We start from the raw sequence: 24,034 nt of genomic DNA, 5'->3' as shown, positions 1-24,034 counted from the left end.
TGCGGTTATAACCATACCAATTTCTTCTTCGGTAGGTTCTTTTTTACTTGTTTTTGAAGGTCAAAAATAGACATTTGGCGGTTACGGGCCTTCATCAAATGGCTAAATTTTTCCTTGGAAGAATAGATGGCGTCCAATTGGCCGATAAAGGACATGTAGCTCTTTAGGTACCAAAACTGCCCCATCAACAGTTTAGGAAGCAACTCCAGCAGGACTACCTGCACAAACCAAAACGGAAGCATATGGGTTTCCAGATGGATGGCGTGGACCATGAATCGGTTCCGGAAATAGATCTGTTTCACCTGCTTTTTGAGACACTGGGTTTTGGTGGTAAAGGATCCTCTGTGGTAGCAGGTGGATTGGTGCTCGTAGTAGCACTTCCATCCCAGACGCCAGGCCCTTAATCCAAGGTCCAGGTCTTCGCTATAGTAGGGAGAGAATATTTCGTCAAATCCTCCCAAGGTCCGCATTTTCTCTGCGTCAATTAGTGCATTCGCGCCCGAAAGAAAGGCGGTGGGCGTTTGTCCATTTCCTCCCCGCTGGTAAAAAAGCTTATTGGTCTTGAATTTCAAGCCGACGTTTTTGAGCGAGCGGGCAGCGACCTCGATCTTTTGGGAGTCCATTTCCAGGATTTTTCCCATTACGCCAAAGGTGTCTCCCTGCTCGAAGTACTTCCACTGATGCGTGAAATAGTCCGGTGTAAGCTTTACATCCGAATTGAGAAAAAACACCAACTCATGCCGGGCAGCATGCAGGCCTTGGTTGCAGGAGTGGGAAAACCCGCTGTTTTTTTCGTTTTGCACCACGATAATCCAGGGGTACTGGGCGCGTAGGAAATCCACGGAGTCATCGGTGGATGCATCGTCCACCACGATGATTTCGTAGGGGGTGTCGGCATTTTCCATCGCATTTATGGTAAAAGGCAGGTATTCTTGCAGCAAGGCTCTCCCATTAAAATTGGGGATAATGACAGAAATAGACTTCTTCATCACAAAATTGGTTAGCAAATAATGTTGGTTTCTCCCGAGACGTAGCTGACCGCGCAAACGCTACAAGTAACGTGAACTATTTTCGCGGGTCATCGCATATCCTTATCCAAGGGGTACATGCGTCAGGTGGGAGTCATGCGGGGATATTTTGGGTCGGAAAGGTTTTTTCCGTTATTCACGTGTATCAATGGAGTCAAAAGGAGTGCCAGAAGATGAGATAGCGTTTATTTCTGTGCAAGGAGCTCCCTCAGCCGGATAAGGTTACCAATTTAAGGTGGTATAGACCTACGCAATTGCAAAAAAGAAAATAGCTGGAGTTTGTTCGGACTGGAATTGATCAGGAAGGGTCTCCAAGCATCAAAAAAAAAGCCTTCCCGTATCGCACAGGGAAGGCTTTCTTGATTTATACATGTGGGTTGCCTTAGAGCGGCCGTACCGACGTGCTGCCGGACTGCATGATTTCTTCAAATACCCGCATGAAGTTCCCGCTCCAGATTTTTTCGATGGCTTCCTCGGAATAGCCGCGTTTTACCAATTCGATCGTGATGTTTTTGATCTCGCTGATATCATAACAATCGGCAAGCCCTCCTCCACCATCCAGGTCCATACCGATGCCTACGTGTTCGATGCCCACCAGGTTCACGATATGGTCGATATGATCTACGTAGTCTGCTACGGTGGCGAGATCTGCTTTGTATTTTTCACGGATCTTCATCATCTCTGCCCGGTATTCGTCCCGACGTTCGTCGGTGAGTTCTTGCATGGGGCCAAATGACTCCCGTAGCGCAGCCATATCGGACTCTCTAGCAGGGTTGGGTTCCGGGGTTTTTACGTAGGAGCTGAGTGCATTCACCTGTATTACCCCACCGTTTTTAGCGAGCTTCACAATCATATCGTCCGTCAGGTTGCGGGGGTGGTCACACAATGCCCTGGCAGAGGAGTGGGTGGCCACGATGGGTGCGGTGCTGATTTCCAATACGTCAAAAAACGCGTCATCGGAGATATGGGATACATCGATCATCATCCCCAGGCGGTTCATTTCCTTAACTACTTCCTTGCCAAATTCACTCAGTCCTCCATGTTCGGGGCCGTTCGGGTCGGTGGAAGAATCACAAATCTCGTTGTTGCCACCGTGGCTAAGCGTGATGTACCGGGCGCCTAAGTCGTAGAATTTCCGCACTTTGCTAATGTCTGTTCCCAGTGGATAGCCGTTTTCCATGCCAATAAAAATGGCAATCTTACCAGCGTCTGCGATGGCTTTCAGGTCTTTTGGCTCCTGGGCAAATGCCAGTTTATCCCCATTGTCAGCGACGGTTTGGTGGATCAGCTCAAAATACTCGGTCATTTTTTCGTCCGCAGCCACATGGGAGGCGCTGTCCCTAGGGCCCTGTCCCAAATAGGCGACCATAAACAGGCCATTCAATTCCCCCTTTTCCATGCGTGGGATATCCACTTGGCTGCCAGTTGTCCAAGGATCATGCTCCTCACGAATATCAAACCCCGGACGGGCCATCTGAAGAGGCGTGTCTGCATGGGTGTCAATTTTCAATACCCGGCTATGGATGCGATCGGCGATTTCCATCAAATCGGGTTCTTTTTCACAGGAAAAGCTGGCTGCGGCTGCCGATATCAGTAGTCCGGTAACCAAGGGCTTTCCCCATTTGGCTGTCAGTGGTTGTTGGTTTTTCATGGTATGAAGTGTATATTGGTTGAAGCCGCTAATTTACAAGATGAAATCTTTAATAAATAAACGTTTGCCAAAAAAGCTACGCAGATTAGTGGATTGAATCTTTGTGGTTGTATAATTTGTTGGAAGGATTTACGTAACTTGCCTTTAGTACGAATAGAAATAAATCATGGCAAGAAAGACTTGGATCGAAAAATTTCGGGTAGAGAAACAGCCCGAGATCAAACGGACGGACAAGGCATTTGCGGATATTCCGGAAAAAAGCCTGATGCTGATCGCTACGCCACGGTTGGTCGATGCGTATATTCGGGAAATACCTCCAGGGACCTTTGTGGATACCGCGACCATTCGCAAGGATTTGGCCTTGGCGCACGGGGCCGAGTATACCTGTCCGGTGACTACGGGTATTTTTCTGCGCATTGTAGCAGAGGCAACTTACGAAGAACTACTTGCGGGGAAGTCGCTTGAGGACGTTACCCCCTTTTGGCGCGCGGTAGCTCCCGGTTCACCCACTGCAAAGAAATTGACTTTCGGGCAGGAGCTGATTATACAGCAACGGGAGAAGGAGCAACAGGAAACTAATTAAGTCAAGCCAGTGGCTGGGCCTTCATCCCGGAAGAGCTTGATATTGAATCAATTTGGCTTTTCGTTCTTCGGAGAGGAGCATAAGAAACTTTACAAACCTATACTATGGATATCCAGCATCAGGAAAAAAACAGCAAAGGAAGTTTTTTCATTGAGCAAGATCAACAGGTCGTGGGTGAGATGACCTATAGCCGTGCCGGGGAGAAGTTGATCATCATCGATCACACCGAAGTAGGTGATGTGTTACGTGGAACCGGCGCTGGAAAGAAGCTGGTATTGGCCGCAGTGTCATGGGCTCGGGAAAATGATCTTCAAATAATGCCTCTGTGCCCTTTTGCCAAGTCAGTGTTTGAGCGAAATCCCGAATTGGGAGATGTGTTAAAACGGTAGGAACGGATGAGACAAACCAAAGCAAGTCAGACTATCTGGTACCTTTTAATGGGCTGCGCGCTCTTTCCAGGATGGCTTTCGGCGCAACAGCTCCGGCCAGGTTTTGATCCATCGGAATACCTGGAGGCGTTAAAGGTGTCCGCCTACATAGTGGAGGATTCTACCTACACTTCGAAGATACCTCCTCCGGAGGCATTTTCGAAATCATACCGATCCGGTACCGTCGGGTTGGACAATGTCTGGGAGATGTGGGAGCACAAGGATGACCCCATCGCACTTATCAGCCTACGTGGTACCACAATCAACGCGGTCAGTTGGCTTGAAAACCTCTATGCTGCCATGGTTCCAGCACAGGGGGAACTTCAATTGGAAAGGGAATTCAAGTTTTCCTATGCCCTTTCACCAAATCCCAAGGCCGCCATCCATGTGGGTTGGCTGATTGGCATGGCCTATTTGTATCGGGACATGGAGCCTAAGATTGCTGAAGCACATAGAAATGGTATCAAAGATTTTTTAATCGTAGGACATAGTCAGGGGGGAGGAATTGCCTATCTGCTAACCGCCCATCTGAGAGATCTTCAGGCAGCCGGTAAGCTTTCTGAAGATATGCGGTTTAAGACCTATTGCAGTGCGGCACCAAAGCCAGGCAATCTTTATTTTGCCTATTCCTACGAGGATCCTCGCTATAAGGGCTGGGCTTACAATGTGGTCAATGCAAAAGACTGGGTGCCGGAGGTGCCCATGTCCATTCAGACCACCGACGATTTTAATGCGGTAAATCCCTTTGCGAATGCGAAGCAGGCAATTGACGAGCAGCGGTTTCCAAAGAATATCGCACTTCGCCGAGTCTATAATCAATTGGATAAACCTGCAAAAAAGGCCCGGAAAAATTACAGAAAATACCTTGGAACCTTTGCGTCGAAAGCCGTGACCAAGCAACTGCCGGAGTTTGAGATTCCAGACTATTACATGAGCAATCATTACGTTCGAACAGGCGAGACCATTGTGCTCCTTCCTGACGACGCGTATGTCAGGGAATACCCGGATGACCCTAAGCATCCCTTTTTACACCATCTCCACCAGCCCTACTTGCGATTGACGCTGCAATTGCCTACGTATTAACATAAAATGGATCATGGAAAAAGCTACTTTGTACCTACTTGTTGGATGTTTTTTATTGGTTTCTTCTGGATGTGGGTCTAACCGCATGCAGACCGAGGAAGTGGTTACCTATACCGAGCCCTACCAGCCTCAGGGATGTTTTGTATATGAATCCGGGGTGAGCAAGGCGTTTTTGGAAGTTCAGTTTACAGGGGACGTGGTGCAGGGTAGGTTACGATATGCCCTGGAAGGGAAAGATGAAAATAGAGGTACGATGCTCGGAAAACTCTCTGGTGATCGCATCACCGCGGTTTATACGTTTGCATCGGAAGGACAGACCTCTACGCGAGAGGTGGTGTTTCGGGTGAGAGGGGATGGTTGGGTAGAGGGATTCGGAACCGTCGAGGTGGAGGATAACCGCGCGTTTTTTACAGATCCAGCTTCAATCGATTTTTCGGAAGGGCTATCCTTTACACCCGTAGTCTGTTCAGAAGCCTCGTTTTAAAGTGGATAGTTTGTTCGGGATGAGGCTCTCAATGCTTTCCCGAAGCGCCAAATCCACTTTTAAAGCACAGGCGACCACTTCGGGTAGTTGGGTATCCTCCGATTTCTCCGGTGTCCAGCGTTTACCTTCTTTTTCCAATTGAATGGCTTCCTGAGGATAACTCAGGACAGATTTTTCATCGATTTCCTTTGCGTTAAGCAGATCGGATTGCTTCTACGGGATCCAAACCCGCGGCAATCGTGGCTGGGACGATACCGGAAAGAATACCGATTACCGAGGAAAGTCCCAGTCCCAACAGGATATTTTTTAAACTTAAAACAAGCTCCAAGCTGCCCAGATCCACAAATGTAGCCGCGTAGACGATGCCCAGACCAGCCAAGCCACCTATTAGGCTAAGGAACACGGCCTCAAATAAAAACTGCAAAAGAATGAAGTAATTCTTTGCTCCAAGGGATTTTTGGATTCCGATGATGTTGGTACGTTCCTTCACGGAAACGAACATGATATTGGCGATGCCAAACCCACCGATCAGGATGGAGAACCCTCCAATTACCCAGCCGGCAGCAGAGATGACCGAAAAGATGGCTCCAATAGCGTTTTGGATAAATTCTGACTTATTGAGTGCAAAGTTGTCTTCTTCGGTTGGTTTGAGGCCCCTTTTTGCCCGCAACAGCCCAGCCATTTCATTTTCAAGGGCAACCAGCTCCAGGTCATCATCCATGCCCTTGGCTGCGATCACGGGTTCTAATCCATAGCGGCCCACATTGTAAAGTTTTGAAAAAGCGCCAAATGGAATCAGAATGCCCTCGTCTTTGGATGGAGCGTCAAACAGTCCCTCGCCTTCCTCTTCAAACAACCCGATCACGGTGAATTTCAATCCTTTTACTTTGAATTCCCGGCCCAAGGCGCTGCGCTGTTCGGGAAACAAAGCCCTCGCGATCTTGACGCCGACTATGGCTACATTTCGTGCTGCGTTTATTTCCAGTTCGGTAAAAAACCTTCCCTCACCGATAGGAATATCGTACACGTCTTTGTGGGTAAAAACCACTCCTTGCAAATTGCAGCGCTCATACGCGTTACTTCCTTGCTTGGCGGTAGTCCTTGCTTCGGCAAAGATGGTCACTGCCTCCGCGTTTTTTAGGCGTTCGCTGAGAAACTGATACTCGGCATAGGTTCCGGGGGGACGGCGGAAATACTTCCACCAAGGATACTCCTGGGGTCCCGAGGAGAAAGGGAAGCGGTCTACCCGTATGATGTTGTTACCCAGAAATGACAGGCTGTTTTTGATGTTGTTTTCCAAGGAATCTACCAGGGTAAAAACGGCGATGATCGCAAAAATCCCGACCGTAACGCCGAGTAAAGACAGCACGGTTCGGGTGAGGTTTGATTTAAGCGCCTGCATGGCAAAGCGAAAGCTCTCCCAGATTAGTCGAAGTAACATCACTCTTAACGGGTTGAGATAAAACTATTTGGCAAGATAGATACAATTAGGCAATATTCTTGCTATCTTTGCACTTTTTATGATTGATACAAACGCTAGAACAAATACCTAATATCATACCCATGAAATTATCAGATTTCAAATTTGAAGTTCCCAAAAAGCTCATTTCCCTTTATCCAACTGAAAATCGCGACGAATCCCGTTTGATGGTGGTCCATCGATCCACTGGCAAAATTGAACACCGGGTGTTCAAGGAGGTCATCGAGTATTTTAGCGACGGAGATGTATTTGTGACTAACAATACGAAGGTATTTCCAGCCCGCCTATATGGCAACAAAGAAAAGACGGGTGCGAAAATAGAGGTGTTTTTGCTACGGGAACTGAACAGGGAGCTCAGACTATGGGATGTGTTGGTAGATCCAGCCCGGAAAATACGTGTGGGCAATAAACTCTATTTTGGAGACAGTGACCTAGTAGCCGAGGTGATCGACAATACCACCTCAAGGGGACGGACTATCCGTTTTCTCTTCGACGGTACGGACGAGGAGTTCTTCAAAACCATTGATATTTTGGGTGAAACGCCGATTTTGAAGGATTTCATCGAGCGGGAGGTAGACGATTCGGACCGGGAACGGTATCAGACCATCTATGCAGAGCATGTAGGAGCCGTGGCAGCACCCACCGCAGGATTGCATTTCACCCCTCATTTACTCAAGCGATTGGAAATCAAGGGGGTTTCAGTTAGCCCGATCACCTTGCACATTGGATTGGGTACCTTTCGTCAAGTAGACGTAGAGGACCTGACCAAACATAAGATGGATTCGGAGAATTACGATATACCCGAACGCACCGTAGAGCTGGTCAACAAGGCATTGGATAGCAAGAAGCGGGTAGTGGCCGTAGGTACCACCTCGCTAAAAACCATTGAGTCCTCTGTGACTGCCAACGGGCGCCTGAAAGCCAGTGCTGGTTGGACGGATAAATTTATCATCCCACCTTACGAGTTCAAGATTGCGAATTCGCTGATCACCAATTTTCACCTGCCAGAATCCACGTTGCTGATGACCACTTCAGCCTTTGGTGGGTACGACCTCATCATGAAGGCATACCAAGAGGCCATCAAGGAGAAATACCGGTTTTTCTCCTATGGAGACGCCATGTTGATCCTCTAATACAGAAGGGCGCCGTTGGCGCCTTTTTTCGTTGGGTAAAGACCTTGTGATAAGCGCTTGGATTCTCTTATGTCTGGCAATCAGTAGGTAGGTGTATGATGCGTTTGAAGCAAAGTGATTGACATTCCTAGCCGAGGGTACGGGATTATTTCTGATCAAAGAAATTTATATATAAAAAGATGATACGAGCAGCCATCATCGTAGCAGGCGGCAGCGGATCCCGCATGGGAGCACCTTTGGCAAAGCAATTCATCCCTCTAGGTGGGGTTCCGATACTGATGCACACGCTACGTGCTTTTCACGCCTTCGATGCCAGTATGCAACTGATCTTGGTACTGCCGGAAAAGGACAAGGAATTTTGGGAAGACCTTTGCCGGCAGCATCAATTCCGTCTCCCCCATCAGGTAGTGGCAGGTGGGCAGTCCCGGTTCCAGTCTGTGAGAAATGGGCTTGCTTCCGTGCGTGAAGAGCGAACGCTGGTAGCCATCCACGATGGTGTGCGTCCCTTTGTAGCCCAAGAAGTGATCCGGCAGAGTTTTGAGGAGGCCGATAGGTCGGGGAGCGCCATTCCCGTGGTACCCCTCAAGGATTCCCTTCGGAAGGTAGAAGCGGATGGGCAGTCTGTCTTTCAGGATCGGCAAGCATTCCGGTTGGTACAGACTCCTCAAACCTTTCAGGTTGCACGGATCAAGAAGGCTTTTTTGGTAGCAGAAAGCGCAGCATTTACCGACGATGCCACTGTCTATGAACATCAGGGTTGGCAGGTTAATTTGATTTCGGGTGATCCCAACAATATCAAGATCACCACTCCGGAAGACCTGCGCTATGCCGAATTTCTGATAGGGTCACGGATAGTCTAGGTATGGGGGCAGTATTTCACCGATAGAAACCCGGCGTTTACCGATTTTTTATGGTGGATTGCCTATATGAAAGAGGGTTATGCTGTAGGAATGGCTATGTTTGGTGTATAAATCAACCATTTCCATTATGAAATCAGATAATCAACGAACCCTGGGGATCATTGTTTTGGTCATCGGTGCCGCACTTTTGCTTAAGCAGTTTGGGATCATTTTCCCCTCTTGGATCTTCTCCTGGCCCATGATTCTCCTAGCTTTAGGGGTGGTCATTGGGGTCAAGCACGGCTTTTCAAATACCGCTTCCCTCGTCCTATTGGGTATAGGCACCTTCTTTCTTCTCAGAAACAACGATATCTTGCCATTCGGTGCAGAAAAGTATATGATACCCGTGGGCTTGATCGTTCTAGGTCTCTTTTTGTTGGTGAAAAAAAAAGAAAAAGGGGTCAACTGGGAGGGTAACTACGACCGATTTGAACGAAAGCTTCGCACCGGAAAGGCAGGCAGGCAGCAGGAAGGGGATCCGTCCGATTACCTCAATGTGGAGGCGATTTTCTGCGGTATCAAGCGAAAGAGTATATCAAAGTCTTTCAAGGGAGGAGAGATCACCACGATATTTGGAGGTACCGACATTGACCTCAGCCATGCGGACTTAGAGGGTACTGCGGTGCTCGATGTATCGGTGGTCATGGGGGGGATCAAGCTAATTGTGCCCTCGCATTGGGATGTGTCTTTTGGTGTTAGTAACATCGCAGCGGGCGTGGAAGATAAGCGCATGCCGAATATGACACTGCCCGATGGAGAGAAGAAGCTAATCCTTACCGGTGCCGTGATCTTCGGGGGGATAGAAATCAGCAGTTATTAGCATGGATACCTCAGCGAGGCGGCCGGTATCCAAAAGGGGCAGAGGTTGGTTCTTTGCCGGTCTCTTTGGGGTATTGGCAGGGGCCTCCATGCTGCTTTTTCTGTACTATAGAGGCTTGGATCCGTTTGCGATCACCGATAGCTGCCTCCATGCAGCATTGGTCACCGCGGGTGTTTTTTTGTTGTACCAGGTATATCCCTACCTTAGGCTTTCAGGAGCTACTTATTTGCCAACGCTCAGTTTTCCGGCTATTTTGGCATTGGCGGTCGTTTTTTGGGGTAAAATGATGCTTCAATGGATTTGGGGCAAAGGCGATTACCTCGATTTGGTAGAGTATTCTTTGCCTCTTCGTATGGCTTTTGTTCTTTTGCTCTTTTATGGCATGTCGCTGTGGATATTGTGGCAGCAAGAGCGGGAGCGAGGTTGGGAGATTAGAGAGCGGGAGGCGCTGACCGAAAAGCTCGCCCGAGAATCGGAGCTTCAGCACCTACGCTTGCAACTACAACCCCATTTTCTGTTTAATAGCTTAAATTCTGTGAGCGCGCTTGTCGGCAAGGACCCGGATCGCGCCAGACAAATGGTACTGCAACTAGCTGATTTTTTCCGTATGACCATTCAAAAATCAGGAGCCGTCAGAGAGCCTTTGGATTGGGAGTGGCAGCGAATTCAATTATATTTGGAGATAGAGAAGATCCGCTTTGGCGAGCGCCTTCAGGTAGATATGGAGCTCGCAGACGGGCTGGGGGACTGGGAATTACCCCCTCTGTTAATGCAGCCACTGGTTGAAAACGCCGTCAAGTTCGGCTTGTACGGGGTGATGGATACGGTTGCTATTCGCATCCGTGCCCGAGAGATTCAGGGGATGCTCCGCATAGAGGTATCCAACCCTTGTGATCCAGATACTCCCCAACTGCCGGGCACCGGGTTTGGCTTGGATAGTGTGCGTCGCAGGCTTTATTTACTGTACGGGAGAAACGACCTCTTACAATACCGGCTCGGGGACAACGTTTTTTCCGCAATGCTTCAAATTCCGAAGACCCATGATAAAGGCAGTAATCATAGATGACGAACCCCTGGCCCAGGAAGTGCTGGAAGAGTATCTCAGCGACCATACAGATGTACAAGTCGTCGGGAAGTTTCTAAATGGCTTTGAAGGATTAAAAGGCATACAGGAGCTCAAACCCGATTTGGTTTTTTTGGATATTCATATGCCGAAAATCAACGGGTTTGAGATGTTGGAGCTTCTGGAAGATGCCCCCGACGTCGTATTTGTTACGGCTTACGATGCCTATGCCATAAAGGCATTCGAGGTGCAAGCCTTGGACTACCTGTTAAAGCCTTACAGCAAAGAGCGACTTGCTCAGGCGCTGGATCGGTATCGAAAGGATAGAGGAAATGCCAGGGCCGTGAAGTCGATGGGGCACGCGTTGGGGGTGCTTCATCCAGAAGGACTCACGCGCATAGTAGTGAAAACCGGCCACAAGGTTGAGGTGATACCCGTTTCCGAAATTCACTTTTTGAGCGCAGAGGATGACTATGTGGGGATTGTAACTGCCAAAGGAAAGCATTTGAAATTAAAGCCCATGAAATATTTCGAAGAATCGCTGGATCCCTTGAAGTTTGTACGCGTGCACCGTTCCTTCATTGTCAACATCGCCGAAGTGACACGACTTGAGCCTTACGAAAAAAACCGGCAGCATCTTGTTTTACGTTCTGGGCAGCAAATCCCAGTGAGTCGGCAGGGAGCACTACGGCTAAACGAGGTTTTCAAGGTATAAAAAAACTCCCAAGTTTAGGCTCAGGAGTTTTCGTCTCTAATATTCGTCTTCGTTGAAGAAGAAGTCATCTTTGGTGGGATAATCCGGCCAGATTTCCTCAATGTTTTCATAAGGCTCCCCATCGTCTTCCAGTTCCTGGAGGTTTTCAACCACTTCCAGCGGAGCACCGGAACGGATGGCAAAGTCAATCAACTCATCTTTGGTGGCGGGCCAAGGTGCATCTTCCAAGTAGGAGGCAAGTTCTAACGTCCAATACATAGTCTACACAGTTAATAATGGTCCCTTTCGGGTTGGCAAAAATAGATATCTTAATTTACAATTTAATGCTAAACGGATTACCGGCTGGATAGTTCCCGTAGCAGGTGATTTTTTACATCCATCTTTCGGACGTAGCTGTTTATCTTTCGCTGTAGGATGGTATCAAAATCCCGTTCGTTGGTTCTGAAGTTCTCGGCATTGCTTTTTACGGTATCCAATTCCTTCTGATCCCGGGCTATCAAGTCTTTCAAAATACCGGCTTTGATGATGTTTTGTTCCTCGGTGGACTTGCTGTCAAAATCCTCGTATTTCGAATGGCATAGCTTGCTGAGAAATGATTTCTCGTACACCAAATCTGTTGAGAATACGAAAGTCTTGATGCTTTGTTGTGCGTTTCGTGGTTTTTTTGGGGGTAATTTTTTCCATTCTGCCTGCAAGCGTTTGGCCTCGATCATGGTAGAGGGAGAGGCAGGGCCTTTCGAGAGAATACGCATCTCTTGGGCCAATTTTTCTATCTTACGCATCAGCAATCCAGGGCTCAGCGTAGGACCACTCTGCATTACACGCTTATATTTGGAAAAAATCCGGTTGTTCAATTTGGAGAATTCATCCCAGATGGGCTGACGCTTGTCGGCTGGTACTCTACCGGACTCTTTCCATTGTTTCTGGATTTTTTTGCTGATCTCAAAAGCCAGTTTTACGTCTGCCAAGTCGTGGGCTTGCCGGGCCTGGATGAGTAGGTTTTCGTATATTTTCAAGTTTTGCTCAGCCTGCAAAGCCAAGCCGTCAAAGTAATTTTTCCTGTTTCCGTAAAATACATCCAATGCCTGCTGAAACCGTTCTTCGGTTTCCTGTTCTACGGCCTTCTCTACCGGACCCGTTTTGAGCCAGCGCAACTTGATGTTTTTAAACTCTTCTGAAGCTGCTTTCCAGTCGGTGCTGTGCATGAGGTTTTCGGCTTCCTCGATCAGGCCCTGTTTAATCTCCAGGTTGCGTCCGCGGTTAGATTGGATAATTTCTTCCAGAAATTTTTCCTGTTCTTCCAGATCAGCTATCAACGAAGGGAAGTCACCCAACGCATCGCTGCTATACAGAGATTCTTTTAAGTGAATAAGCTTCATCAAAAAAGAGCCTTTGTTCTGGTTTTCCTGAATATCCCGCTTCAGTTTTTCCACTTTTTCCCGGATCATTTCGAACCTTGCTTCGAAATATTGGATCGTAGAGTCCTCGTTTTCTTTTACTTCACCGATCACCCGGTCTTCCTGTCCCAAGAATCCTTTTAGGTAAACTTTGTCGTCCTTAATGTATCCATAGGGATGTTCCATGGTGGTATGCGGGGTTCGTTTTTTACTGGTGGTTTTTCTAAACTGCAAATTAATTAAATATGCCTCATTTATCCTAAGAAAGGCGATTTTTTACCATCTTTGTGCCTTGTTGCCAAGGTAAAAACAAAGACAAAACGATATGAGTAACGAGAAAATTATATTTTCTATGGCTGGGGTTTCCAAGGTATACCCTCCCCAAAAGAAGGTATTAAAGGATATTTACCTCTCATTTTTTTACGGTGCCAAGATCGGTGTTTTGGGATTAAATGGCTCTGGAAAAAGTTCTCTTTTGCGGATCATTGCCGGGATGGATAAGGAGTTTTTAGGTGAAGTGGTCTGGTCGCCGGGTTATACGGTGGGGATGTTGGAGCAGGAACCAAAGTTGGATCCCGATAAGACAGTTAAGGAAGTAGTGGAAGAAGCCGTAGCCGATACGGTCAATCTGCTGAAGCAGTTTGAGGAAATAAACGAGAAATTTATGGATCCGGCACTCATGGAAGACCCGGATGCCATGGATAAGCTGATACAACAGCAGGGCGAAGTTCAGGAGAAGTTGGACGCCTGCAACGCTTGGGAATTGGACGTGATGCTAGATAAAGCCATGGACGCCCTGCGCCTTCCTCCCAGTGATGCCAATGTCAAACACCTCTCTGGAGGTGAGAAGCGCCGGGTGGCCCTCTGCCGTCTCCTCCTTCAGGAGCCCGACGTACTTTTGCTGGATGAGCCAACCAACCACTTGGATGCTGAGTCGGTGCATTGGCTGGAACAACACCTGAAGAATTACAAAGGTACCGTGATCGCAGTTACCCACGACCGGTATTTTCTAGACAATGTAGCCGGTTGGATCTTGGAACTGGACAGAGGTGAAGGCATACCCTGGAAAGGAAACTATTCGAGCTGGCTGGACCAAAAGCAGCAGCGGCTGAAGCAAGAGGAAAAGACCGAATCCAAACGTCAAAAGACATTGGAGCGCGAGTTGGAGTGGATTCGAATGTCACCTAAGGCGAAGCAGTCCAAAGGTAAGGCTAGACTAAATGCCTACGAGAAGCTGGTAGGCGAGGAGGCCAAGGAAAGGGAAGCCAAGCTGGAGCTTTATATTCCCCCGGGACCTCGTCTGGGCGCGAAGGTCATTGAAGTAAACGGTGTGTCCAAAGCGTTTGGTGACAAGCTGCTTTTTGAAGATCTTTCCTTTTCGTTGCCCCAGGGCGGTATTGTAGGTGTGATAGGACCAAATGGTGCCGGAAAATCCACGCTGTTCAAGCTTATCACCGGACAGGAAAAGCCCGATGCGGGGCATTTTGAAGTAGGTGAAACGGTTCGGCTGGCTTACGTGGATCAAGAGCACGACGATCTGGACCCTAGCAAAACGGTGTATCAGATCATTTCAGAGGGTAACGAGTTTATCAAGCTTGGAAACAAAGAGATGAACGCACGGGCTTACGTAGGTAAGTTCAACTTTGCCGGAGCCGATCAGGAAAAAAAGGTGGGCGTATTGTCCGGAGGGGAGCGCAACCGGGTACACCTCGCCATCACACTGAAAAAGGGCGGCAATTTGCTCTTACTGGATGAACCTACCAACGACCTGGATGTAAATACCCTGCGCGCCTTAGAAGAAGCGTTGGAGAATTTTGGGGGCTGTGCCGTGATAATCTCCCACGACCGATGGTTTCTGGATAGAATCTGTACCCATATTCTGGCTTTCGAAGGAGATTCCCAGGTGTATTGGTTTGAGGGCAACTACTCTGATTACGAGGAAAATAAGAAAAAGCGTTTGGGAGATATCACCCCCAAGCGTATCAAATACCGAAATTTGAAATAATCAAACCCTAGCGGGCGGGGATTTCTCCCAGCCGGCACCCGACACATTATGAGACAGTTACTGCTTAGGCCTGGAGCGGAGGAATTGAACTACGAAATCCGCGGAATCGTCAAAAAAGCACGCCAAATCGAGGCGCTTGGGTACGATATGACCTGGGAAAACATCGGAGATCCTATCCAAAAAAGCAATAAAATTCCCGCATGGATGAAGGAGATCGTGGCAGACCTCGTCAGTCAGGATCATACCTACGGCTATGCCGATTCGAAGGGAATGCTCGAAACCCGCCGATTCTTGGCCGGGCTCAACAATGCCAAAAAAGGAGCCCAAATCAGTGCAGAGGATATCCTGTTTTTTAACGGGTTGGGCGATGCGATCGCCAAGCTGTACCAGTTTCTGATACCCACCGCACGGATCATCGGTCCCTCACCGGCATATTCCACCCACAGTTCGGCTGAAGCTGCACACGCTAATACCAGCCCCATTACCTATCGGCTGGATCCCGACAACAATTGGTATCCAGACATGGAGGATTTGTACAATAAGGTAAAATACAACCCGGGCATTGTAGGGATCTTAATCATCAATCCAGATAATCCCACCGGCATGGTGTATCCCAAGGAGGTCCTTCAGCGCTTTGTGGAGATCGCTAAGGAATTCAAGTTGCTGCTGGTGGCAGATGAAATCTACCAAAACATTACCTACAACGGCTACGAAGCCATCAGTTTGGCCGAAGTGATCGGTGACCTTCCAGGTATATCCATGAAAGGCATCTCCAAGGAATTTCCTTGGCCCGGGTCCCGCTGTGGGTGGATGGAGTTTTATAATAAGAATGCCTCTGTGGAATTTGCCAAATTGTGCGCGACGTTGGAGAATGCCAAAATGATCGAGGTCTGTTCCACTATCCTTCCGCAGCTAGCCATACCCCGCATCATGCAGCATCCATTGTATGCAGCCTATCGGAAAACAGCCAATGCCAAAATTGGCAGGAGGAGCCAGTTGATGGAGGATATCTTGTCCCCTGTCAAGGGAATTAAGTTCAACCGAACCAAGGGTGCATTTTACAACACCATTATATTTGATGAAACCTTGCTTCACGATGGGCAGCACTTGCCGGTAGAAGATGCGCGCATTCAGGTATTATTGGATGCTTGGCTCAGGGAAAAGGAAATGCCCCATGATAAGCGCTTTGTCTACAACCTGCTGGCGTCGGAGCGGATATGTGTGGTGCCGGTTTCTTCATTCTGCTCGGATCTCCGCGGATTCCGCGTCACGCTCTTAGAGGAAGACGAGGACGTTTTTGTGGACACGTTCGAGCGGATGGCCAAAAGTATACGGACCTACCTAAAGTCAAACAAGGAAGTAGCGGTGGACGCATAGGGCTGCCCTTACTTGCTAGGGGTCGTGTTCTCTTATTCCTTGCAGTTCCTCCAATGGCTTGAATGACTCTTCCTGTTCCGGCTGGGAGCCCAATTGCGTCGGTGTATTTAGGTCAGGTTGACCTGCCATTATCCAAGCGGTAAACCAAAGGTCTGCGATCATCTTTACGGCACCGCGCATTTGCCTTTCCACCTGTCCGTTCAGTAGTTGATGGTATGCCTGTGTGTAGGCCTTGGAGTAGACGCGGGTGTTGATGCCTCCGCGTTCCTCGTAGCTGTACTTGCGGTTTTCCGGGAAAGATGCGCTCAGTGTTTTCTCGAAATGCAGTACACTGTCCAGGGCTTCGTGGGTACGGATGAGGGCGTCCCAGATGGCGATTTGCGGTTGTTCCAAATAGGTAGCCTTTCCCACCCAGAATTCATAGTCATCCGCCAATAGTTCAGGAATCCGGGATTCCCAAAAACCATGAATACCGTATTGGCCGGTAAGTTGGCCGTTATAGTTTTTGGTGGTGTGCAAAGGCACGTGGATGTCGCCCACGTAATGCCCCAAGTCGGCGGAAATTCGCAGGATGGATTTGGTGTCCTTTGCCTCAAAAGCACGGACTAGCTGCAGAAATGTCTGATAGGTGCTCCAAGGGGCAATGCCATGGGCCCTAAGGGAATCTTCGCCATACTGTTCCACTGCTTGCTGCCAGTATCGGGGCAGTCGGTAGACCGCACTGTCACCGTAAACATCGGCATCGAGGTAGTGCTTCTCGGCTTCCCCCTTCACAGCGTACCTCCGGCGGTCCGGGTTTACGGCATTTTCGGTGATGTATGACAAGTGGAACTTGTAAAACCGGATCATTTCAGGGGGAAGGCTAAATACCGCCTGCCGGTTGATGAGCCGGTGTGCGTAAAACCCCCAAGGGGGTATCGTAGGTGGCGACGAGATCCAAAGTGTCAGTAAGACAATGAGTACTTTCATTCGTAGCAGAAAAATGGTCCAATAAGGTTAAATATACGTACTTATCGATTCTGTTCAAAACAGCCAAAAGATTGCGCAGAGAGGGGTATAAAGGACTGTTGGGAAAATATCCAGTGTTTAGCGGAAATAATTTTTGCACGTAACATAAAATGTGTTAAATTTGCATTCCGTTTCCTATACAGGGTGGTTTTAACGCAATCAAGTAATTAAAATAATATATGGCAAATCACAAATCGGCTCTTAAAAGAATTCGCTCCAGCGAAGTAAAGAGACTTAGAAACAGGTACCAAGCCAAAACAACAAGGACCTTTATCAAAAGGTTGAGAAATACAGAAGACAAAGCAGCAGCTCAAGAGTTGCTCAAAGAAGTATCTTCTATGTTGGATAAATTGGCCAAGAAGAACGTCATTCACAAGAACAACGCGGCAAACAAAAAGTCTAAGCTTACCAAGTTGGTAAACTCTTTGGCTTAAGCCTTGTAGATAAAATCAAAAAGCTCCGGTTTCGGGGCTTTTTTTTTGGACCATATTTTTTTATTTTAGCACTTATTCAGGCTGCAGGTTGCGTAGATGACCGACTAGTAGGGTGGGACGTTGTCCGGGCCTTTGGTATTCACCAAACGTTTTTGATCGATGGACCATTTTTCATCCATTCCCATTTCCCTGCTGGCCGAGGAAGATCGACCAAGGGAAAAATTGCTCCTAAAGGGCAAATCTGCGCTCACCGATGCGGAGCTAATCGCTATATTAATAGGATCCGGAACAAAGTCCATGAGCGCAGTGGACCTCTCCAAACACATACTCCGAAGTGTAGACAACGATTTGAGTGCACTTGCGAGATTATCTGTTAAAGATCTGCAACGATTCAAAGGAATAGGCGAGGCCAAAGCCATTGCGATCGTCAGTGCGCTGGAGCTCGGGCGCAGAAGGAAAGACCATGATCCACAAAAAAAAGTAAAGATTCAGTCCTCGGCCGATGTGTATCAGTTGATGAAGCCCGAGATGATGGACGAGACGGTGGAGTATTTTTACGCCGTTCTGCTAAACCGTTCCAACTCGGTGATTCGGAAGCAACTCGTGAGTCAGGGTGGGTCTTCAGGCACAGTGGCGGACCCCAAAGTGATTTTCAAACACGCCATGGACCATTTTGCCAATTCCCTCATTCTCGTGCATAACCACCCCTCCGGGCAGCTTAAACCCTCCGAACAGGATCTTCGGTTGACCCGTCGGCTAGTAGATGCCGGCAAAAGTTTGGAGCTTCCTGTCATTGACCATGTGATTTTCACGGATGTTGGTTATTTTAGCTTTTCGGATGAAGGATTGATCTAAAAGACGTATGAGCCAAAAAAATAGTGTATTGCTTTTTATTGTGGTGGTTGTTTTCGGTTCTCTGGTCTATACGCTGACGGGTGGAGGCGAAAGCCCGGAGCAATACAGGGAGCGGATAGAGGCAGAGCGGGAACGCCAATACAAGTATCTGAAATTTAACCTAGAATCCCCGCTTACCGAGGTTCAAAAGCGGGAGCTGGAGCAGTTGGAGTTTTATCCTGTGGATCAGTCGTTTTTGGTAAAGGCACGTATGGAGCCTATTGAGACTAAAAAAATGGTAGAGGTGCCACTCACGGACGGTTCGGTGGAGAAATACGTGCGACATTCGTTTGCCGTTTTTGAGTTGGATGGAAAAGAAGTCCGTCTGCTGTTGCTTCAGGCGGCCAAAGAAGTGGATAAGCGAAACTTTTTCCTTGCCTTTGCGGATGCCACAAGCGGAGAAGAGACCTATGGTGGAGGCAGGTACCTGAACCTCAGGCAGGACGGGCAGCGGTCCATCACTATCGACTTTAACTTGGCCTACAATCCCTATTGCGCCTACAACCCGGACTATGCCTGCCCCATCCCTCCGCGGGAAAATATCCTGGAGATCCCCATTCGGGCAGGGGAGAAAAATTACGACAAATAGCCGGTCCTAACTCAAGTTTCTCTTAAATTTGTGGGTTACCTGCTAGGAGAAAGATGGAGCCCGAGCTGAAGAGCAGGGATATCCTGGCCGACGTTCGATAGGTCATCACCCTTGTGATGGGATAGGTATCAGTCACATTAAGAAGAATTTACACACATGAAGATTTCTATACATAGGCTAAAAGATTACATTCCCTTTGACCATTCTGCTGAAGAAATCGCGGCCTTGCTGACGGCTTCTGGACTGGAGGTAGAAGGGATAGATACATACGAGTCCATACCTGGAAGTCTTGAGGGGGTGGTCATCGGAGAGGTATTGACCTGTGCCGCTCATCCCAATGCCGATAAATTGAGTGTCACTACGGTAGATATCGGATCGGGAGTAGTACCCATTGTTTGCGGGGCCCCGAACGTAGCCGCTGGTCAAAAGGTGGCGGTGGCAACGGTACATACGACCCTTTATACCTCCTCAGGCGAGTCCTTTCAAATAAAAAAGGCAAAAATACGTGGAGAGGTTTCCGAAGGAATGATCTGCGCAGAGGACGAGTTAGGACTTGGAGATAGTCACGACGGCATCATGGTACTGGATACCGACCTGCCCAATGGTACGCCGGCAAATGCATTTTTCAACGTTGCCCGTGCAGAAGTGTTGGAAATTGGGCTCACTCCCAACCGTGCCGATGCAGCCTCCCACTTGGGAGTAGCTCGAGACCTCAAAGCTCTGCTAAAAAAGCCACTTGACTTGCCCCCCGTAGATAATTTTCGGGTTGACAACGAAAATCTTCCTATTTCGGTAGAGGTGGTCGATGCCGGAGACTGCCCCAGGTATGCGGGGCTAACCATTTCTGGACTGAAAGTGGGGCCTTCTCCTGCTTGGTTGCAGGATTACCTAAAAGCCATAGGTCTGGACCCCATCAATAACGTAGTAGACGCAACCAATTTTATACTACATGACCTGGGCCAACCCCTGCACGCCTTTGATGCCGCCAAGATAAAGGGGAGTAAAATCCGGGTTCAGAGAATGCCGCAAGGAACGCCTTTTACCACCCTGGATGAAAAGGAGCGGAAGCTGTCCGGTTCTGAACTTATGATTTGCGATACTGAGGAGGGACTCTGTATCGCAGGAATTTTCGGAGGATTGGGTTCGGGTATTTCAGACGAGACCAAGGATATTTTTTTGGAAAGTGCCTGCTTTTCTCCGGATATCATCCGAAGAGGTAGTCAATACCATGGGCTAAAGACGGATGCGTCTTTCCGTTTTGAGCGAGGCACCGATCCGAACATGCCGGTGTATGCCTTGAAGCGTGCCGCCATGTTGATCAAGGAACTGGCAGGTGGTGAGATATCTTCTCAGGTAGTGGATGTATACCCCAGCCCGGTGTCCGATCACAGGGTTCCGGTAAAATATCGCCATATTACCCGGCTGATAGGGAAAGAGATTCCCAAAGATGAGATACACGAAATTCTCCGATGGCTGGAGATTGAGGTGACGAACGAATCAGAGGATGGGTTTGTAGCCGTGGTGAAGCCCTACAGGGTGGATGTCACCCGGGAGGCGGATATCATCGAGGAAATTCTCCGAATTTACGGCTTTGATGCCATTCCGCTTAAGGAGGCTTACCAATCCGATTTTCTGGCAAACCACCCCGCAAAAGACGGTAACAGCCTACAGTACCGGATGACGGAGATTTTGTCGGCAAGGGGTTTTCACGAGATCATTACCAACTCTCTGACCAAGTCTGCATATGCAGAAAAGTCTCCCCATCTGGAGGCGGATGGAAGCGTAGTCATTTTGAACAAGCTCAGCGAAGACCTAGGTGTGCTTCGGCAGACCTTGCTGTATACAGGGCTGGAGGTACTTGCACACAATATCAACCGTAGGCAGAAGGACCTAAAATGTTTTGAGTTTGGCACGGTCTATTGCAAACTGGGGGAGGGGTATCGGGAGAACAAGAACCTGTCTATTTTCCTCACCGGTAACCAAACGGCCGAAAGTTGGCTGGAACCTGCCGTTCCGGTTCGGTTTTCACAGCTTTACGCCGTGGTAGAGGCGGTGCTTCAAAAACTGAACGTAGGAGAACCCTTGACGGAGATGGTAGAGGAAGGCGCTTACGAGTACGGCTTAAAGCTTATGTTGGGCAAGAAAGTAATTGGTACCCTGGGGCTGTTAGCAACATCTATTACCCGACAGGCTGAGGTAAAGCAAGAGGTGTTTTTTGCGGAACTGGACTGGTCGGCATTACTTAAGGCCTCGGAGGGCATCAAGAAGTTTCGGGAGATTTCGAAGTTTCCGGAGGTACGAAGGGACCTTTCGTTGGTAATAGACCAAGGGGTGTCCTTTGCTTCCCTGAAGTCGCTTGCCGAAAAGACCGGTGGACCTTTGCTTAAGCGTATTGGGGTCTTTGACGTGTATACTGGGGATAAGATTGAGGCTTCTAAAAAAGCGTATGCATTGAGTTTTTTCCTACAGGACAACGAAAAGACGCTGACCGACAAAGTGATCGACAAGACCATGGGTCGGTTGATGCAGGTTTTTGAAAAGGAAGCGGGAGCCTATATCCGAAAATAAGTGTATGGTATTCGAGGAACTTCAACGACTGGAAAAACTGGTAGGGCATGTGATCCGCAAGGTGAAGATGCTTGAAAAAGAGAATGAAGGGCTCCGAAAAGAGTTGATGGAGGTTCATGCTGAATTAAAAGAGAAGGATGATATCCTCGAAGATTTTAAAAATCAAATAAAAATCAGTAAAATTGTAAAGAACATACCGGTAGAAAATATAGAGTCTGCTGAATTGAGAGGAAAGATTGATAATTATATAAAGGAAATTGATAAAGTAATTACCTATTTGTCTGAGTAAATGGAGACACTTTCGATACGAATCAAGATAGGAGATAGGGAATATCCTATGAAAGTGAAGGCCCAAGACGAGGCTAAAATCAGACGTGCGGGAAAGTTGATCAATGAAAAACTCAAACGATACAGGGAGGAATTTGGCTTGGATGACAGGCAGGACCTACTTGCCATGGTGGCTTTTGACAGCATGGTGGAGGCTATGGATCTGAATGAATCGAATGCGCAGGGAAGCGAGCAGGTAAAAGCTACCCTTACCCAAATCAATGCCGAATTATCTTCCATTTTATAATTAAAAAATACCCCTCTTTTTTGGCTTTTGCTAGCTTTTCCCGGTAGGATAACTTAATATATACCTATGGGAATGTCATTATACATTATTATTGCGGGAGTAGTTGGTATCCTGCTTGGTGCGCTGATAGCGAGTTTGTTTACCAAGAACAACAGTAAGAAGATAGAAGAAGAGGCCAGGGACAAGGCAAAAAGTCTGATACGGGAGGCGGAGATTACCGCTGAAGGCGTTAAAAAGGATAAGATCCTGGAAGCCAAGGAGAAATACCTAAGGCTAAAAGCTGAGTTTGAGGAGGAGGTTAACAAGAAGAAAAACATTATTTCTACCAACGAAAACAAGCTGAAGCAGCGGGAACAGCTACTCTCGAAGGAGATGGAGCAGATCAAACGCAAAGAGGCCGAGCTCGACAGTAAAAAAGAAAACCTCACTGCCCAATTGCATGCCGTGCAGGTGAAAAAAGAAGAACTGGACCGGGTGACGAATCAGCGGATTACCGACCTGGAAAAGGTGGCCCTGCTTACCAAGGAGGAAGCTAGAGAACAACTGATCGAAATGCTCAAGGATGAAGCCACCACGCGGGCCTCATCCCATATCAAGGACATCCTGGATCAAGCCAAGCTTACGGCAACAAAGCAGGCAAAGAAGATCGTGCTTGACACGATTCAGCGTACCGCCACCGAGCATGCCATCGAAAACTGCGTGTCGGTATTTAATATCGAAAGCGACGATGTGAAAGGCAAAATCATCGGAAGGGAAGGCCGCAATATCCGAGCCTTGGAAGCTGCCACGGGTGTGGAGATCGTCGTGGACGATACGCCTGAGGCAATTATCATTTCCGGCTTTGATCCGGTGCGCAGAGAGGTTGCCAGGCTTTCTTTGCACCGGTTGGTTCAGGACGGCAGAATTCACCCAGCCCGAATAGAAGAAGTCGTTGCCAAAACCGAAAAGAACATCGATGAGGAAATCATTGAGATTGGTGAAAGAACGTGTATAGAGCTTGGAATCCACGGCTTGCACCCTGAACTGATTAAGATGGTAGGAAGGTTGCGGTTCAGGTCCTCCTACGGGCAAAACCTGCTTCAGCACTCCAGAGAAGTAGCCAAACTCAGTGCAACCATGGCCGCCGAGATGGGCTTCAACGCCAAATTGGCCAAACGGGCCGGCTTGCTACACGATATAGGTAAGGTATATCCCGAAGAGGCAGAGCTTCCACACGCTATCTTGGGCATGGAGTTGGCAAAGAAATACAAAGAGCATCCGGAGGTGATCAATGCGATTGGTGCCCACCACGACGAAATCGAGATGACTTCCATGCTATCTCCTATTATTCAGGCATGTGATGCCATATCGGGTTCCAGACCAGGTGCACGCCGCGAAATCATGGATAGCTATATCAAGCGTCTCAAAGACCTGGAAAATCTGGCCTTGAGTTTTGATGGGGTCAATAAGTGCTTTGCCATGCAGGCAGGTCGCGAGCTTCGCGTGCTTGTGGATGCAGATAATGTGGATGACGCAACGGCAGGCAAGCTTTCTTTTGATATCTCACAACGTATCGAAAAAGAAATGCAGTATCCCGGCCAGATAAAGATCACGGTGATTCGGGAAATGCGTGCGGTAAACTACGCCAAGTAAATTCGTAAAGTACAAAAACAACCTTTGAGGGAGTGGTCGAGATCACTCCCTTTTTTTAGTGTGCCGTGCATGGTAACTAACTAGGTGGTGAAAGTCCACTGTGGGGGTTTGTAATCGCCAACCACTAGCCAATAGCAAGGGTGTCCATCGTGAGGTGGAATCTGAAGGAAGCAGGCGGCAAAACTCTGC

At 48.3% G+C, this 24,034-nt stretch carries 24 protein-coding genes; 18 read left to right on the top strand and 6 right to left on the bottom strand.

The features are described 5' to 3' along the window. Positions 1-5 precede the first annotated feature (5 nt). Together JJU34_RS06780 and JJU34_RS06775 are read right to left on the bottom strand one after the other, a co-directional pair. Positions 6-989, bottom strand: a complete 984-nt coding sequence (locus JJU34_RS06780) for a glycosyltransferase family 2 protein (protein WP_228691578.1) — start codon at positions 987-989, stop codon at positions 6-8. Between the two features lie 421 nt (positions 990-1,410). Beyond that, positions 1,411-2,679: a dipeptidase gene (locus JJU34_RS06775; RefSeq protein WP_228691577.1), complete on the bottom strand. Its 1,269-nt coding sequence runs from the start codon at positions 2,677-2,679 to the stop codon at positions 1,411-1,413. A 166-nt stretch (positions 2,680-2,845) separates the two neighbouring features. Here JJU34_RS06775 and JJU34_RS06770 point away from each other — a divergent pair, with 166 nt between their 5' ends. The 4 genes from JJU34_RS06770 (at position 2,846) to JJU34_RS06755 (ending at position 5,257) form a co-directional block, all read left to right on the top strand. Continuing rightward, on the top strand, positions 2,846-3,262 hold the full coding sequence (locus tag JJU34_RS06770; protein WP_228691576.1) for a hypothetical protein: 417 nt from the start codon (positions 2,846-2,848) through the stop codon (positions 3,260-3,262). Positions 3,263-3,366: 104 nt separating this feature from the next. Then, complete coding sequence (locus JJU34_RS06765; RefSeq protein WP_228691575.1) at positions 3,367-3,651, top strand: GNAT family N-acetyltransferase; 285 nt, start codon at positions 3,367-3,369, stop codon at positions 3,649-3,651. Between the two features lie 6 nt (positions 3,652-3,657). Next, positions 3,658-4,773 (top strand): lipase family protein, encoded by a 1,116-nt coding sequence (locus tag JJU34_RS06760; protein ID WP_228691574.1) that lies wholly within the window; start codon positions 3,658-3,660, stop codon positions 4,771-4,773. 13 nt (positions 4,774-4,786) lie between these two features. Continuing rightward, entirely contained in the window at positions 4,787-5,257 is a 471-nt protein-coding gene (locus tag JJU34_RS06755; protein ID WP_228691573.1) for a hypothetical protein, read from the top strand. 193 nt (positions 5,258-5,450) lie between these two features. On the opposite strand, the gene JJU34_RS06750 is transcribed toward JJU34_RS06755, so the two are convergent. Further along, on the bottom strand, positions 5,451-6,701 hold the full coding sequence (locus JJU34_RS06750) for an ABC transporter permease (RefSeq protein WP_228691572.1): 1,251 nt from the start codon (positions 6,699-6,701) through the stop codon (positions 5,451-5,453). A gap of 119 nt (positions 6,702-6,820) precedes the next feature. On the opposite strand from JJU34_RS06750, the gene queA reads away from it, so the two are divergent. From queA to JJU34_RS06725, 5 genes are all read left to right on the top strand, one after another. After that, complete coding sequence (queA, locus tag JJU34_RS06745) at positions 6,821-7,870, top strand: tRNA preQ1(34) S-adenosylmethionine ribosyltransferase-isomerase QueA (RefSeq protein ID WP_228691571.1); 1,050 nt, start codon at positions 6,821-6,823, stop codon at positions 7,868-7,870. 179 nt (positions 7,871-8,049) lie between these two features. Next, on the top strand, positions 8,050-8,730 hold the full coding sequence (locus JJU34_RS06740) for a 2-C-methyl-D-erythritol 4-phosphate cytidylyltransferase (protein WP_228691570.1): 681 nt from the start codon (positions 8,050-8,052) through the stop codon (positions 8,728-8,730). Positions 8,731-8,857: 127 nt separating this feature from the next. After that, complete coding sequence (locus tag JJU34_RS06735) at positions 8,858-9,589, top strand: DUF5668 domain-containing protein (protein ID WP_228691569.1); 732 nt, start codon at positions 8,858-8,860, stop codon at positions 9,587-9,589. A gap of 1 nt (position 9,590) precedes the next feature. Then, complete coding sequence (locus tag JJU34_RS06730) at positions 9,591-10,655, top strand: histidine kinase (protein WP_228691568.1); 1,065 nt, start codon at positions 9,591-9,593, stop codon at positions 10,653-10,655. Continuing rightward, entirely contained in the window at positions 10,630-11,367 is a 738-nt protein-coding gene (locus JJU34_RS06725; RefSeq protein WP_228691567.1) for a LytTR family transcriptional regulator DNA-binding domain-containing protein, read from the top strand. Before JJU34_RS06730 ends, JJU34_RS06725 begins: the two co-directional genes overlap by 26 nt. A gap of 36 nt (positions 11,368-11,403) precedes the next feature. Here JJU34_RS06725 and JJU34_RS06720 read toward each other — a convergent pair whose 3' ends face one another. Both JJU34_RS06720 and JJU34_RS06715 read right to left on the bottom strand, forming a co-directional pair. Beyond that, positions 11,404-11,625: a DUF2795 domain-containing protein gene (locus JJU34_RS06720; protein WP_010855875.1), complete on the bottom strand. Its 222-nt coding sequence runs from the start codon at positions 11,623-11,625 to the stop codon at positions 11,404-11,406. Positions 11,626-11,702: 77 nt separating this feature from the next. Then, positions 11,703-12,950: a DUF349 domain-containing protein gene (locus tag JJU34_RS06715; RefSeq protein ID WP_228691566.1), complete on the bottom strand. Its 1,248-nt coding sequence runs from the start codon at positions 12,948-12,950 to the stop codon at positions 11,703-11,705. A gap of 139 nt (positions 12,951-13,089) precedes the next feature. Here JJU34_RS06715 and ettA point away from each other — a divergent pair, with 139 nt between their 5' ends. Both ettA and JJU34_RS06705 read left to right on the top strand, forming a co-directional pair. Further along, the gene (ettA, locus tag JJU34_RS06710; RefSeq protein ID WP_228691565.1) at positions 13,090-14,769 is read left to right on the top strand and encodes an energy-dependent translational throttle protein EttA; all 1,680 of its coding nucleotides are present in this window, start codon (positions 13,090-13,092) and stop codon (positions 14,767-14,769) included. Between the two features lie 48 nt (positions 14,770-14,817). Further along, positions 14,818-16,146 carry a pyridoxal phosphate-dependent aminotransferase gene (locus JJU34_RS06705; protein WP_228691564.1) on the top strand — a complete coding sequence of 443 codons (1,329 nt, stop codon included), beginning with the start codon at positions 14,818-14,820 and terminating at the stop codon, positions 16,144-16,146. 15 nt (positions 16,147-16,161) lie between these two features. Here the strand turns inward: JJU34_RS06705 and JJU34_RS06700 are convergent, their stop codons facing one another. Further along, a complete protein-coding gene (locus tag JJU34_RS06700) occupies positions 16,162-17,115 on the bottom strand; it encodes a zinc dependent phospholipase C family protein (protein ID WP_228691563.1) in 954 nt (317 codons plus the stop codon). 218 nt (positions 17,116-17,333) lie between these two features. Between JJU34_RS06700 and rpsT the strand changes: the two genes are divergently transcribed. From rpsT to rny, 7 genes are all read left to right on the top strand, one after another. Next, positions 17,334-17,588 (top strand): 30S ribosomal protein S20, encoded by a 255-nt coding sequence (gene rpsT / locus JJU34_RS06695; protein ID WP_209330503.1) that lies wholly within the window; start codon positions 17,334-17,336, stop codon positions 17,586-17,588. Between the two features lie 159 nt (positions 17,589-17,747). Then, entirely contained in the window at positions 17,748-18,443 is a 696-nt protein-coding gene (radC, locus tag JJU34_RS06690) for a DNA repair protein RadC (protein WP_228691562.1), read from the top strand. Positions 18,444-18,450: 7 nt separating this feature from the next. Continuing rightward, entirely contained in the window at positions 18,451-19,071 is a 621-nt protein-coding gene (locus JJU34_RS06685) for a DUF1684 domain-containing protein (RefSeq protein ID WP_228691561.1), read from the top strand. 156 nt (positions 19,072-19,227) lie between these two features. Beyond that, complete coding sequence (gene pheT / locus JJU34_RS06680; protein ID WP_228691560.1) at positions 19,228-21,639, top strand: phenylalanine--tRNA ligase subunit beta; 2,412 nt, start codon at positions 19,228-19,230, stop codon at positions 21,637-21,639. 4 nt (positions 21,640-21,643) lie between these two features. Further along, the gene (locus tag JJU34_RS06675; protein ID WP_228691559.1) at positions 21,644-21,928 is read left to right on the top strand and encodes a hypothetical protein; all 285 of its coding nucleotides are present in this window, start codon (positions 21,644-21,646) and stop codon (positions 21,926-21,928) included. Next, positions 21,929-22,213 (top strand): cell division protein ZapA, encoded by a 285-nt coding sequence (locus JJU34_RS06670; RefSeq protein WP_228691558.1) that lies wholly within the window; start codon positions 21,929-21,931, stop codon positions 22,211-22,213. It abuts the gene before it with no gap. A 66-nt stretch (positions 22,214-22,279) separates the two neighbouring features. Continuing rightward, on the top strand, positions 22,280-23,845 hold the full coding sequence (gene rny, locus JJU34_RS06665; RefSeq protein WP_228691557.1) for a ribonuclease Y: 1,566 nt from the start codon (positions 22,280-22,282) through the stop codon (positions 23,843-23,845). Positions 23,846-24,034: the final 189 nt, after the last annotated feature.

The sequence above is a fragment of the Lunatimonas sp. genome (assembly GCF_020832325.1).
Taxonomy (GTDB): Bacteria; Bacteroidota; Bacteroidia; order Cytophagales; family Cyclobacteriaceae; genus Lunatimonas.
Note: the sequence above shows the minus strand (reverse complement) of the source record. Positions and strands in the feature narration are given on the sequence as shown.